We start from the raw sequence: 12,301 nt of genomic DNA, 5'->3' as shown, positions 1-12,301 counted from the left end.
TAACGCGGTTGCCCAATTAAACCCCGGCCGCCTTCAGCCGCCGGGCATGCTCGACAAACAAACGGATCGGTTCGGCCCCCTTGCCCACCAGCCCCAGGGATTGGTTGACGATATCGAAGTGGTCCAGGGCGTAGTCATCGCCGATCACCGTGCCCAGGTGCGAGCTGTAACGCCCGACCAGGCCGTCACACTGGCCCTTCTCCCGCACAAAGCTGCGGGCGAACCAGCGGCAGCTGCGATTCGTCCCATCCAGCAAGTTACGCCCGCGGTCGGTCTTGCCCGGCTGCAAGGTGCCAGACCACGAGTAATAGCGCACACCGTTGACCTCCTCCACTCCGTGCCCACCCCATTCCTGGGGCAACCCCTGGGGATATTGGCGATTGAACAGCGCCACACCCGCGCTGGTCAGGGACTGGTGCGAGGCCGGCAGATCGGCCTTGAAGCGCGGCCCGCGATAGCCGGTTTCCAACAGGCCCATCACCCAGGCGGCCAAGTGAAACGCTGCGCTCATCAGCCGGCCTTTGACGCTGTCGACCGGGTAATGGGCGTGGATATGATCGGCCAGTTCCGAGCCATGATTGGGCCCGGCCACCGAGGTCACCGAGGCCACCCAGTGCGGGCGCATGGCCGCCGCATAACGAGCGGTGAGCGAGCCCTGGCTATGCCCGATCAGGTTGACCTTGTCGGCGCCGGTCTCGCGCAGAATCCGCTCGATCTGCACCAGCAACTGCTCACCGCGCACCTCGCTGGAATCCAGCGGCGCGACCTGCACGGCAAACACCTGCGCCCCGCCAGCCCGCAGCGCCGGGACGATGCCGTACCAGTAAGGGAACCACCCCAGGCGCACAAAACCCAGCATGCCGGGCACCAATACCAAGGGGTAACGTGTGGCTAACGACTGCGGCATGGGTCGAACGGCCCTGATCCAGACGGAATAACGTCAGGTTAGCCCACGCCCGCGACCAGAAGATGACACCCGCCGGCAAATCCAATAAAACTTTTTGCGCCGCTCAGGACTCACACCTGATAACGACCTCGCCGGCAGAGCGTGGCGTACAACCGGATTAGCCCCAGGAGATTGAAATGACTCAAGCACAATTGACTGACGTTGCGACCCTGCGCAGCCGCGCCCGCCAGAACGTCGAAAACGGCGCCGTGACCGAAGGCTACGACGCCGACCGCGAAGAAATCATCCGCCTGCTCAACGAGTCGCTGGCCACCGAACTGGTCTGCGTGCTGCGCTACAAGCGTCACTACTTCATGGCCAACGGCCTCAAAGCCAGCGTGGCTGCCGATGAGTTCCTGGAGCATGCCACCCAGGAAGCCGAACACGCCGACAAACTGGCCGAACGCATCGTGCAACTGGGCGGCGAGCCGGAGTTCAACCCCGACCTGCTGTCGAAGAACTCCCATGCGCAATACGTGGCGGGCAACACCTTGAAGGAAATGGTCTACGAAGACCTGGTGGCCGAGCGGATCGCCGTAGACAGCTACCGCGAGATCATCCAGTACATCGGTGATAAAGACCCGACCACGCGTCGCATCTTCGAAGACATCCTGGCCCAGGAAGAAGAACACGCCGACGATATGGCCGATATTCTGCAGGACCTGTAACCACCTACGGTAGGAGCGAGCTTGCTCGCGAAGAACGCACAGGCGCCGCGTTTTCTCAGGAAACACGCGTTATCGTTGACGTTTTTCGCGAGCAAGCTCGCTCCTATCTATTTTGGTTTCACTTAACAGTCTTGGGGGCCTTGCCTTCCTTCATCTGTTGCAGCAACGGTGCGCACTCATTGGGCTCGCCACCACTTGGAGCCACCAAGGCGAGCAAGCCCGCAGCAGGCCCGGCAATCACACCCAGGGCCACCATACCGGCACCGCGCAGGGCCAGCGGGATGGCCTTGACCCCGGCATTGGGCTTGATGAACGGGCCGTTGACGTACAGCGGTGAACGCAGGGAGAACAGGCGAAAGCCCTTGGATTCCGGCGTGATGGTCAGGTCCAACTGCTCAGTGGCCATATTCGCGGTGCCATCGATGTAGATGATCGCGTTCTCGGTATCGAACACAAACAACCGAGTGGTCGCCAGGCCCGTCTTGATGCCGAAGTCCGCCGCCGCGCAGTTGATCTTCACTTCCTCGTCGCCGAACAGGCGCCCCACCACGTAGTTGCCCACGTTGAGCCCGGCGATTTCCATCAGGCTACGGCTGATGGCGCCATCGTTGATGAGCATCTTCAGGTCGCCGTTGGAGGAGCCCAACAGTGCCGCCACGGAATTACCGCGCCCGGCAATATCGGCGTCGCCGTTGAGTTCACCAAAGCTGGTTTTCATCGGTTCGAAGGTCGGGAACAACTGCTTGAGTTTGAAATTACGCGCCGTGAGTTTGGCGCGGCCTTCCATCGGCGTGATGCGACCGTTCAAGCGAATCTGCGCATCGAGCTTGCCACCGGCCACGCCGAAACGCAGGGGTTCGAGGCTCAGTTGGCCGTCGTTGAGCACCAGGTGGGTGTAGAGGTCGGTGAAAGGCAAGTCGGCACTGTGGACGATGCGTTTGCCAGTGAACTCGACGTCGGCATCCATATCGCGCCAACGCTCGGTGCGGAACTCTTCAACCGGCAGCACTTTGGTCGCAGGCTGTTTGCTTTCACCGCCACGGGCTTTTTGCTTGGCGTTGGAGTCCGCGCCGATCAAAGGCGCCAGGTCATCCATCAGCAACTGGTTGGACACCAGCGCGCCGCTGAGCTTGGGCCGTGGCCGGCTGGCGACATAGGCCAGGTCGCCATGGATGTCGCTGTTGCCGATCTTGCCGTTGAAGTTCTCGTAGCGGAAGGAGGCGCCGCTGGCTTCATGCAGTTTGGCGATCAGGTGGCCGTCGGTGGAATAGGCCGGCGAGTCCGGCAGGGTCACGCCGGTCAGCGGGTACAGGTTGCCCAGGCTGCTGCCCGACAGTTTCAGGCGCAGGTCCAGGGCGCCGAGGTTCAGCGGGTCGGTCAGGGTGCCGGCCAGGGCGACGCTGGTGTCCGCGATCTTGACTTGAGCTTGCAGCGGGAACGGCTTGGCCGCGTCCTGCAAGGCCAGCAAGCCACCGATCTTGCCCGTGCCCGCCAGCTTCTGGCCGTGGTATTGGCCTTTGACCTTGAGGCCGAACGCGTAGTCCTGAGGCGCCGAGCCTTTTTCCAGGGCCTTCTTGGCATCGGCGTCGCCGACGATTTCACCGAAGGGAATCGGCTTGCCCAGCGGGTTGATGATCACATCCAGCTGGGTCTTGAGGCTTTGATCGTCAAGGGTCACATGGCCTTTGTCGAAGCCGATGGCGCCGATGTCCACCACCCAGTTGGACGGTTCGGCGTCGGGGTCCTTGGGGTCGAACTTGAAGGTCCAGTTGGCGCGGCCATCCGCCAGGCGCTGCAACTGGGCACTGGGTTCGGTGAGGTCGATACGCGGGATCACCACACGTTGCACCAGCAAGGCCAGGGGCGATATGCGCAGCTCAACCTTCTTGAGCGTGACCATCTGCGGTTGTTTCGACCAATCGGGGTTACCCAGGGTCAGGTCTTCGGCAATCACATGGGGCCACGGCACCCAGGCGCGCCAGCCGCCTTCATCGGGCTCACGCTGCCACACCACCGCGAGGTTGCCGTTAATGGCGAACGGACGATGCAGTTCTTCGGAGACCTTGGCATTGAGGGGCGGCTTGATGCGGTTCCAGTCGAAGAACACCAACACCAGTACCACGATGGCCATTAACAGAACGAAGCTGGCGCAGCTCCAAGCGACGATTTTACGAGTGCGCGTCATTGCACAGGACTCCTGAATACGACTGGCTGGGCAGCAGCCTTTTAAACAGCTTATAGGACTACGACTGGCAAAGTGCCTGGGGGTTTAACGCAACGGCGGATTTAGCGGAAAAAAGCGATTTTCCTGATCAACCAGACAATTTTCCCCATCGACGACGCACCATTGTTACCCAGGTTCGTGTCGAAAATACCCACATCGGTGCAAAGCCGCGGGCTTGAGAGGCTCGATCTAGAGCCTTTGGCGAGAACAATCAATTCTGTTGATTATTACCATTGTGTTTATGAACTTTTATATCGACTTATCAAGGGTAACATTAGCCCTGTACCCACTTTATCGCCCTCCCTAGGAGCAACCATCATGAAACGCCAATTACTCGCTACCGTTCTGTTATCTGTCCTGGCTTCCAGCGCTTTCGCCCTGCCAGCCGCCGAACAGGCCACCCCACAGAACAAAGCCCAAGCCGTGCAAACCAGCCAAACCGTGGCTCGCAGCGGCTCGCAAGAAGACGAAAACCGTGATTACGCCAAAGGCGCCGTGGCTGAAAATGGCTACAACCGCCTGCAAGAGAAAGGTCTGGTCGAAGGCGGCGCTGAACAAGCCAACAAACGCGCCTACACCGAAGGCGTTGCTGAAGGCGGTGCTGACCGTCTGCAAGAACTGCATCAAGCACAGAGCTAAGCCTGTGGTGGCCCAGAAAAAAGCCCGATCTGCCGATCGGGCTTTTGCTTTTATATAGATCGCGTCACGCCTCGCCCCTGCCAAGTTCGACGCCGGCAAAGCGCTTTTGCTAGAGTGCGTCGCTGTACTTGCCGACAAAGCTCATCCGCTCATGCTGCCCCGCGCCGAACAAAAGCAACAGACCCGCCTCGCCCTGATGGACGCAGCCCGCCATCTGATGGAGTGTGGCCGTGGGTTTGGCAGCCTGAGTTTGCGAGAAGTGGCCAAGACCGCGGGTATCGTACCCACCGGTTTCTACCGCCATTTCGCCGACATGGATCAACTTGGGCTGGTACTGGTCAGCGAAGTCGGCCAGACCTTCCGCGCCACGATCCGCCTGGTGCGCCACAACGAATTCGTAATGGGCGGCATCATTGATGCCTCGGTGCGCATCTTTCTCGATGTGGTCTCGGCCAACCGCTCGCAATTTCTTTTTTTGGCTCGCGAACAGTACGGTGGCTGTCTTGCCGTGCGCCAAGCCATCGCCGCCCTGCGCGAAGACATCACTCGCGACCTCGCCGCCGACCTGACGCTGATGCCCAAACTCCAGCACTTGGATGCCGAAGGTTTGCATGTGATGGCCGACCTGATCGTCAAGAGCGTATTCGCCACCCTGCCCGATATCATCGACCCACCGGCCCACGCCTTGCCGGCCCACCTCACACCGCAGGCGAAAATCACCCAGCAACTGCGCTTTATCTTTATCGGCCTCAAGCATTGGCAAGGGCTGGGCAGCACCGAATAAAGCAATCAACCCGCCGTATGGAAACGTTTGGCGGTGGTGTAGTGCTTGTTCCAGTAGCGATTGCTCAATGAGTCGATACGGATGGTTTTACCGGTGCGCGGCGAATGGATAAATTTGCCTTGGCCGATGTAAAGCCCGACATGGCTGACCTGGCCGCGCCCGTTGCCTTTGAAAAACACCGCATCCCCAGGCTTCAACGCATTGCGCTTGATGGTCGCCGCCGATGAGCGGTGCATGGCCGTGGTGGTGCGCGGTATCTGGATATTGGCCTGGGTCTTGAACAGGTACACCAGAAAGCTACTGCAATCGAACCCCTGCTCCGCCGAAGTGCCGCCCCACTTGTAGGGCGTACCCAGCAACTCATGGGCGCGGTCGATCACGTCGTCGATAGAGGCCGGCTTGATGCCTTGCAGCGACGAGCCGAAGGTGGCACGGGGCTGAAAATTGGCCGATGCCGATGAAATAAAGAAGGTCAGGCTGATAAGGCATATAGAGAAAATTGATCGAAGCATGATGAACGTCGCGGTGGCATTAAACAGGGCGCATAGCCTAAAGAACCCGCAGGTAATCTCATGAACTCCAAATCCTCATGATTCGTAGGAAAAATCCTAAAAACTGCCTACAGAGAAAAAGATGAAAGAAATTTCATCAAGCTGAGCGCCGCAATCAACGCAAAACGCCCTCCGCCGGTGCTATAAACACGCACGACGCACCAAATGGGTACACACAGAGAATTATCTGACGCCCTATTGGGCAGCATGTTTGCCTAACTACAGGGAATTCCTACTCAATCCGGCGATTGGCAAGCCCCTTGCTCTAGGTCTTTCATCGCTCACAGCTGGAAGCTCTCTGATGCTGGTGATACACCGCCGAATCGCCCCCCAAGCCCTCTGGGCCGCCGAGTTGCTGCTCAATTTCGAAGCGCGCAGCAAAAGCCGCCTGCGCTGTTTCAGCGCCGACGGTGAAGACGTCGGCCTGTTTTTGGAGCGGGGCCAGCCGCCGTTGCACGATGGCGAATTCCTACAGGCAGAAGACGGACGCGTCGTACGGGTATGCGCCCGCTCTGAACAACTGCTGCACGTCACCTGCCGCAACGCCTTTGAGCTGACCCGCGCCGCCTATCACCTGGGCAACCGCCATGTGGCCCTGCAAGTCGGTGACGGCTGGCTGCGCCTGCTCGATGACTACGTGCTCAAGGCCATGCTTGAACAACTGGGTGCCGATGCGCAGACCATAGAAGCGCCGTTTCAGCCCGAGCACGGCGCCTATGGCGGTGGCCATCATCATTCGCGCCATGGCGATGAAGACTTCAACTACGCGCCCAAGCTGCATCAGTTCGGCGTGCGCCTGTGAACCCAGCCTGGGCGCTGCTACGCCTGGCCAGCCCGCAACTGCCGATTGGCGGCTACAGCTATTCCCAGGGCCTGGAAATGGCGGTGGACAACGGCCGCGTGCAGGACGCCGCGAGCGCCCGGCGCTGGATCAGTGACCAGTTGCTGCTCAACCTGGCGCGTTTCGAAGCCCCACTGCTGCTCGCCCACTGCCGCGCAGCCGTCGAGCAGGACTGGGCGCAACTGGCGCAGTGGTGCGACGAGCACCGCGCCAGCCGCGAGACCCGCGAGCTGTATCAGGAGAGCCGCCAGATGGGCTACTCACTGCAACAACTGCTCAACGGCTTGCCGGAACTGGACAACAGCGCCCGTGACTTTCTCGCTCAACGCGACGAACCGCACCTGGCCCTTGGCTGGGCCTTGGCCGCGCGCGCCTGGCACATCAGCCCTGGCGATGCCCTTGCTGCCTGGCTATGGAACTGGCTGGAAAACCAACTGGCGGTGCTGATGAAAACCCTGCCACTGGGCCAGCAAGCGGCCCAGCGGTTGACCAGCGAACTGCTGCCACTGCTGCAACAAGCCCAGCAGGATGCCGAACGCATTAACCCTAACCATTTGGGCAGCGCCGCTTTTGGCCTGTCCCTGGCGTGCATGGCCCATGAGCGCCAGTACAGCCGCCTGTTCCGTTCCTGATTGTGGAGAAGCACATGAACACACAACCCCTGCGCGTCGGTATCGGCGGCCCGGTAGGCTCGGGCAAGACCGCCCTGACCCTGGCCCTGTGCCTGGCGCTGCGCGATCGCTACAACCTGGCGGTGGTCACCAACGATATCTATACCCGCGAAGACGCCGACTTCCTGGTGCGCAACCAGGCCCTGGCGCCGGAGCGCATCATTGGCGTGGAAACCGGTGGCTGCCCGCACACGGCGATTCGCGAAGACGCCTCGATCAACCTGGAGGCCGTGGACCAACTCAACCGCCGTTTTCCCGGCCTGGACCTGATTCTGGTGGAGTCCGGCGGCGACAACCTGTCGGCCACCTTCAGCCCGGAACTGTCGGACCTGACCATCTATGTGATCGATGTGTCTGCGGGCGACAAGCTGCCACGCAAAGGCGGGCCCGGTATTTGCAAATCCGACCTGCTGGTGATCAACAAGATCGACCTGGCCCCGCTGGTCGGCGCCTCGCTGGAACTGATGAACAGCGACACCCAACGCATGCGCAACGGCAAACCCTTTGTGTTCAGCAACCAGAAAACCGGGGTCGGCCTGGATGACATCGTCGCCTTCATCGAACGCCAGGGCCTGCTGACCGCCGCCTGACCAACCCATAAGGAACCTGTCCATGAGACTCAACAGACTTTTTGCCGCCGCCGCGCTGCTGCTCGCTCCCGCCCTGGCCTTCGCGCATCCGGGCCACGGCGACAATGGCCTGGTGGCCGGTATCAGCCATCCCCTGGGCGGCCTTGATCACTTGCTGGCCATGCTTGCGGTGGGCCTCTGGGCTGCGCAGCAAAAAGGCGCCGCGCGCTGGGCGCTGCCGTGCACTTTTGTCGGCACCATGCTGATCGGCGGCGTGCTGGGTTTTGAAGGGCTGCAACTGCCGGCGCTGGAAAGCGGGATTGCTGCTTCCGTGCTCGCCCTGGGCCTGGCGGTAGCATTGGCGGTGCGGCCACCGCTGTTCGTGGCCGTGGGCGCCACGGCCTTGTTTGCGCTGTTTCACGGCGTGGCCCATGGCCTGGAACTGCCGGATATGACCAGCCCTTGGGCGTATGCGGCTGGGTTTGTGGGGGCAACAGCGGCGTTGCACGCCGCGGGTTATGCGGTGGTGCGCTTTTTGCCGGCGGCTGCAGCGCCACTGGTGCGGGTGGCCGGGGCGGCTTCGGCGGCGACTGGGGTTTGGTTGCTGGCGGGCTGATCATCAGCGCCTGTAAGGGCCTCATCGCAGGCAAGCCAGCTCCCACATGTGTGAGGGTTCACACTTCAAAAATGTGGGAGCGGGCTTGCCCGCGATAGCTCCAGTACAAACACCACCGATCCCAAGCCTGCTACCATGCGCGGCAAACACCCCTGCCGTGACGACGCCAGCCAATGCCCATCGCTTCCCCCTCTTCCCTGACGCCTGTGCTAACGCACTTCCATGACCTGATCGTGCCCCTCTGGCAAGGCCCGGGCTGGAATGCCGACCTGGCATTGCCCTTTGAGGCACTGGATGCCGATCACCAGCCACTGCCCCCACAGCGCTATCGCGCCATGGCCTGCGCCCGGCAGTTGTACCTGTTCGCCAGCCTGATCGGCGAGCCCGGCGCGGCGTTCGCCGAAGAACGTGCGGCGGCGCTGTTTCGCTCCCTGCAACGGCACTTTCATGATGCCGAACACGGTGGCTGGTTCTACAGCATCGACCCCGCCGGCCAACCGCTGGACAAGCGCAAAGACCTCTACACCCACGCCTTCATTATTTTTGCCTGTGCCCATTACTGGGCCAAGGTGCATGAGCCGTTGGTAGAGTCGGTGCTCAACGCCGCCCTGGAAGTCGTCGCCCAACGCTTTGCCACCGGCGACGGCTTGTACGAGGCGGTACTGGAGCGCAACTGGGCCTCGCTCAACGCAGGCCCCTTGCAAAACCCGTTGATGCACCTGGCCGAAGGTTTCCTGGCCACCCTCGCGGTGCGTGAGGACGCCCAGGTACAAGCGGCCCTGCTGGCACTGGCGACGGCCATGCAGCAACGCTTCATCGACCGCGAGCACGGCGTGATGATGGAAAAACCGTTGGGCGCTGTGGATAACTGGTTCGAGCCGGGGCACCAGTTCGAATGGTTCTTTTTGCTCGAATCTTCAGCTGTGCTGCGCGGCACCGCGTTGCATGGCTCGCTGACACGGGCATTTGCCTACGCCGAGCAAAAGGGTGTGGATAAGTTGAGCGGCGCGGTCAGCGGCATGCTCGCGCTGGATGGCACGGTGCGCGACGGTACCCAACGGATCTGGGCGCAGGCGGAGTACTTGCGGGCACTGACCTTGCGGCCAGGTAGCGAAGCGGTGCTGCAGCGTCAGTTGCAGGCGCTGCAACAGCGCTTTTTGCATGCCAAGGGTTGGCATGAGTGCCTGGATGCCGAGGGTAAGGTGAGCCGACGGGATATGCCTTCGACTACGCCTTATCACTTGGCGACTTGCTATCAGGGTTTGGTCCAGCATCTGGGCTGACCTGCAGGGCCTCTTTGCAGGCAAGCCAGCTCCCACACTTGAATGTGCGAACACTATCAACTGTGGGAGCTGGCTTGCCTGCGATAGCGTCACCTCGGTCTAACTGACCTCACGCAATCCACTTGCGATCCCCGGTAAAACTGATCGTCAGCCACCGCGCCGCATCCGCCGCCCCCAGCCCTGTGGATATCTCTTCACGCAGCGCATCGAGGGTGGCGACGTTATCCACTGGGTAATCCGCCGGCAGCACCACATGAATCTCGATAAACCGCGCCCGCCCGTGCTTCTGCACATAGGACACGTAGTCGTCGAAACCATGCTTGGCCTGCGCCGCGCCCATCACTTCGCGGACCTTGTCGTCCAAGTGATCCGGCGCGATGCCCAATACTTCGCGCAACGCCGGGCGCAGGATCTTGAACGCCGGCGCCAGCATGCTCAGGGCCAGCAGGATCAGGATCAACGGGTCGACGTAGACCGCCCACTCGCCATAGCCCTGGGACTTGAGCAACAGCGCCGCCAGGAAGCTGATCAGCAAGCCCACCGACAGCATCGCGTCCACCAGCCAGCTGATGTTGTCGAACTGGATCAATGACGATTTGAGTGTGCGATTGCGATAGCGCACGTAGAAGAAGTAGGCGAACTCCACGACGGTAAACACCGCCGCATAAATGATCACCAGCCCCAACTCGATTTCGCGCCCGCCATTGATAATGCCGAACACGCCATTGAGGAACGCGTAGATGGCAATCAGCAGAAGGAAACTGCCTTCTATCAGCAGCACCATCGGCTCCAGGTGCCAATAGCCGAACTGGAAACGCTCGTTGCTTTTCTTGGCGATCAGCTTGGCCGTGATCAGCATCAACACCTTGATGGCGGTGGCGATCAGCGAGAAAAAGCCGTCGAACAGAATGGATTGGGCGCCGGATATCACACCCGTGACAATCCCGGCGATCGCGACTGCGAACATCAGGATGGTCGATTGTTTGAGCAGTGCCTGCTCACCTCGGTTACTCACATTGCCTCCTGTCAAAACCTTTAAACCGCTGGGTGCGGTGGGGTTTTCAGGCGGGCAGTGTACCTTATGCCGCATTTTGGCCGATTTGCCGCCATCTGTAGGAGCGAGCTTGCTCGCGAAAAACCTGAGCGCGCCGCGTGCATTCAGGATACCCGCGTCATCGTTAACGTTTTTCGCGAGCAAGCTCGCTCCTACAGTGTGTCGCGCAGGTGCTTAGCCCCTGGCCCCACGCTCAATCGCAAACCCAGCCCAGGTCTGGCTCACCGGCATCAGCTCCAGGCGGTTGATGTTCACGTGCGCCGGGGTATTCATCACCCAGAAAATCGTATCGGCAATGTCCTGCGGCTGGATCGGCTCGGCACCTGCATAGGTGGCGTCATAACGCGCCTGGTCACCGCCAAACCGCACCAGCGAGAACTCACTCTCACACAGGCCCGGCTCGATATTGGTCACCCGTACGCCGGTGCCTTGCAAGTCGCAGCGCAGGTTCAACGAGAACTGCTTCACGAACGCCTTGGAGCCGCCGTACACATGGCTGCCCGGGTAGGGGTAGTTACCGGCGATGGAGCCCAGGTTGATGATCCCGGCGCCACGACCATGGGCAATCAGGCGCGGCAACAGCAGGTTGGTGGTGGTCAGCAGGCCCTTGATGTTGGTATCGACCATGGTTTCCCAGTCGTCGAGGTCGCACTTGGGCGCAGGGTCGGTGCCCACGGCGAGACCTGCGTTGTTGATCAGGCCGCGCAGCGTGGCGAACGACGGCGGCAGGTTGGCGATGGCCTCCTCCATGCCTTTACGGTCGCGCACGTCCACCACCAGGCCATGCACTTCGGTCTGCTTGGAAAGCTCTTCGACCAAGGCGTTCAAGCGCTCGGCACGACGACCGGTGAGCACCAGTTTCCAGCCGGCCTCGGCAAAACGACGGGCACAGGCTTCGCCGAAACCTGAAGTGGCGCCAGTGATAAACAGCGTGTCGGACATGGTGTTCTCCTTACGGGCATCGGGGAAAAAACAGCCAGCAGAATGCCCGTACGCCGCCCTTGCGGCAACCGCTATGCACGCACATGCCTACGCGACTGGTCACTTTTTGACCAATACTAGCAAAGCCTTATAAACCGTGGCTTGCAGCCATATGCGCGCAGGTTATCCACAACTGCGCCCACAGTCTTTGGGGGCAAGTGCAAACGGCTCAAAGCCCCTGTGCACAAGGGTTTCAGGCGGTTTTAAAAAGTTTTTTGCTTGACCTGGGCAGGTGCCTATGTAGGCGCTGACAAATGCAGAAAAACACAACGATGGCTCCAGGCCAGTCATTCCGGCCCCTGCACGCGTCTTTCCAGAGTTTAGTCACAGACTTATCCACAGGCTGGAAGGACTTATTTCGTTCATATACCTGTGTCTTTAAACAGGTTGACAAACCCCTGGGGCGCTCGTGAAAAACAGGCTGATCAAATAACAACCAACACGCTGCAAGCCACGTCGTTAAAGGCTTTCAGC

Annotated in this window: 13 protein-coding genes; 8 read left to right on the top strand and 5 right to left on the bottom strand. The window is 60.7% G+C overall.

Annotation, left to right across the window (positions count from 1 at the left end; all coding sequences use genetic code 11):
• Positions 1-16 precede the first annotated feature (16 nt).
• Positions 17-907: an esterase/lipase family protein gene (locus HU731_RS18865; RefSeq protein ID WP_186608287.1), complete on the bottom strand. Its 891-nt coding sequence runs from the start codon at positions 905-907 to the stop codon at positions 17-19.
• A 176-nt stretch (positions 908-1,083) separates the two neighbouring features.
• Here HU731_RS18865 and HU731_RS18860 point away from each other — a divergent pair, with 176 nt between their 5' ends.
• Complete coding sequence (locus HU731_RS18860; protein WP_003188119.1) at positions 1,084-1,614, top strand: ferritin-like domain-containing protein; 531 nt, start codon at positions 1,084-1,086, stop codon at positions 1,612-1,614.
• Positions 1,615-1,732: 118 nt separating this feature from the next.
• Here HU731_RS18860 and HU731_RS18855 read toward each other — a convergent pair whose 3' ends face one another.
• Positions 1,733-3,799 carry an AsmA family protein gene (locus HU731_RS18855; RefSeq protein WP_186608286.1) on the bottom strand — a complete coding sequence of 689 codons (2,067 nt, stop codon included), beginning with the start codon at positions 3,797-3,799 and terminating at the stop codon, positions 1,733-1,735.
• Positions 3,800-4,156: 357 nt separating this feature from the next.
• Here HU731_RS18855 and HU731_RS18850 point away from each other — a divergent pair, with 357 nt between their 5' ends.
• Both HU731_RS18850 and HU731_RS18845 read left to right on the top strand, forming a co-directional pair.
• Positions 4,157-4,477, top strand: coding sequence for a hypothetical protein (locus HU731_RS18850; protein ID WP_003188116.1), 321 nt, complete (start codon positions 4,157-4,159; stop codon positions 4,475-4,477).
• Between the two features lie 151 nt (positions 4,478-4,628).
• Positions 4,629-5,261 carry a TetR family transcriptional regulator gene (locus tag HU731_RS18845; protein ID WP_003188114.1) on the top strand — a complete coding sequence of 211 codons (633 nt, stop codon included), beginning with the start codon at positions 4,629-4,631 and terminating at the stop codon, positions 5,259-5,261.
• A gap of 5 nt (positions 5,262-5,266) precedes the next feature.
• Here the strand turns inward: HU731_RS18845 and HU731_RS18840 are convergent, their stop codons facing one another.
• Positions 5,267-5,773, bottom strand: a complete 507-nt coding sequence (locus tag HU731_RS18840) for a C40 family peptidase (protein ID WP_186608285.1) — start codon at positions 5,771-5,773, stop codon at positions 5,267-5,269.
• 340 nt (positions 5,774-6,113) lie between these two features.
• On the opposite strand from HU731_RS18840, the gene ureE reads away from it, so the two are divergent.
• The 5 genes from ureE to HU731_RS18815 all read left to right on the top strand — a co-directional run bounded on the left by ureE (position 6,114) and on the right by HU731_RS18815 (position 9,792).
• Complete coding sequence (gene ureE / locus HU731_RS18835) at positions 6,114-6,614, top strand: urease accessory protein UreE (protein WP_186608284.1); 501 nt, start codon at positions 6,114-6,116, stop codon at positions 6,612-6,614.
• A complete protein-coding gene (locus tag HU731_RS18830; RefSeq protein WP_186608283.1) occupies positions 6,611-7,285 on the top strand; it encodes an urease accessory protein UreF in 675 nt (224 codons plus the stop codon). Before ureE ends, HU731_RS18830 begins: the two co-directional genes overlap by 4 nt.
• Positions 7,286-7,299: 14 nt before the next feature.
• On the top strand, positions 7,300-7,914 hold the full coding sequence (gene ureG, locus HU731_RS18825) for an urease accessory protein UreG (RefSeq protein WP_003188109.1): 615 nt from the start codon (positions 7,300-7,302) through the stop codon (positions 7,912-7,914).
• Positions 7,915-7,936: 22 nt separating this feature from the next.
• Positions 7,937-8,509 (top strand): HupE/UreJ family protein, encoded by a 573-nt coding sequence (locus HU731_RS18820; protein WP_038448676.1) that lies wholly within the window; start codon positions 7,937-7,939, stop codon positions 8,507-8,509.
• A gap of 173 nt (positions 8,510-8,682) precedes the next feature.
• On the top strand, positions 8,683-9,792 hold the full coding sequence (locus HU731_RS18815; protein ID WP_186608282.1) for an AGE family epimerase/isomerase: 1,110 nt from the start codon (positions 8,683-8,685) through the stop codon (positions 9,790-9,792).
• Positions 9,793-9,901: 109 nt separating this feature from the next.
• Here the strand turns inward: HU731_RS18815 and HU731_RS18810 are convergent, their stop codons facing one another.
• Together HU731_RS18810 and HU731_RS18805 are read right to left on the bottom strand one after the other, a co-directional pair.
• Positions 9,902-10,807, bottom strand: a complete 906-nt coding sequence (locus HU731_RS18810) for a cation diffusion facilitator family transporter (RefSeq protein WP_186608281.1) — start codon at positions 10,805-10,807, stop codon at positions 9,902-9,904.
• 213 nt (positions 10,808-11,020) lie between these two features.
• The gene (locus tag HU731_RS18805; RefSeq protein ID WP_186608280.1) at positions 11,021-11,788 is read right to left on the bottom strand and encodes an SDR family oxidoreductase; all 768 of its coding nucleotides are present in this window, start codon (positions 11,786-11,788) and stop codon (positions 11,021-11,023) included.
• Positions 11,789-12,301: the final 513 nt, after the last annotated feature.

The sequence above is a fragment of the Pseudomonas salmasensis genome, assembly GCF_014268375.2.
Taxonomy (GTDB): Bacteria; Pseudomonadota; Gammaproteobacteria; order Pseudomonadales; family Pseudomonadaceae; genus Aquipseudomonas; species Aquipseudomonas salmasensis.
Note: the sequence above shows the minus strand (reverse complement) of the source record. Positions and strands in the feature narration are given on the sequence as shown.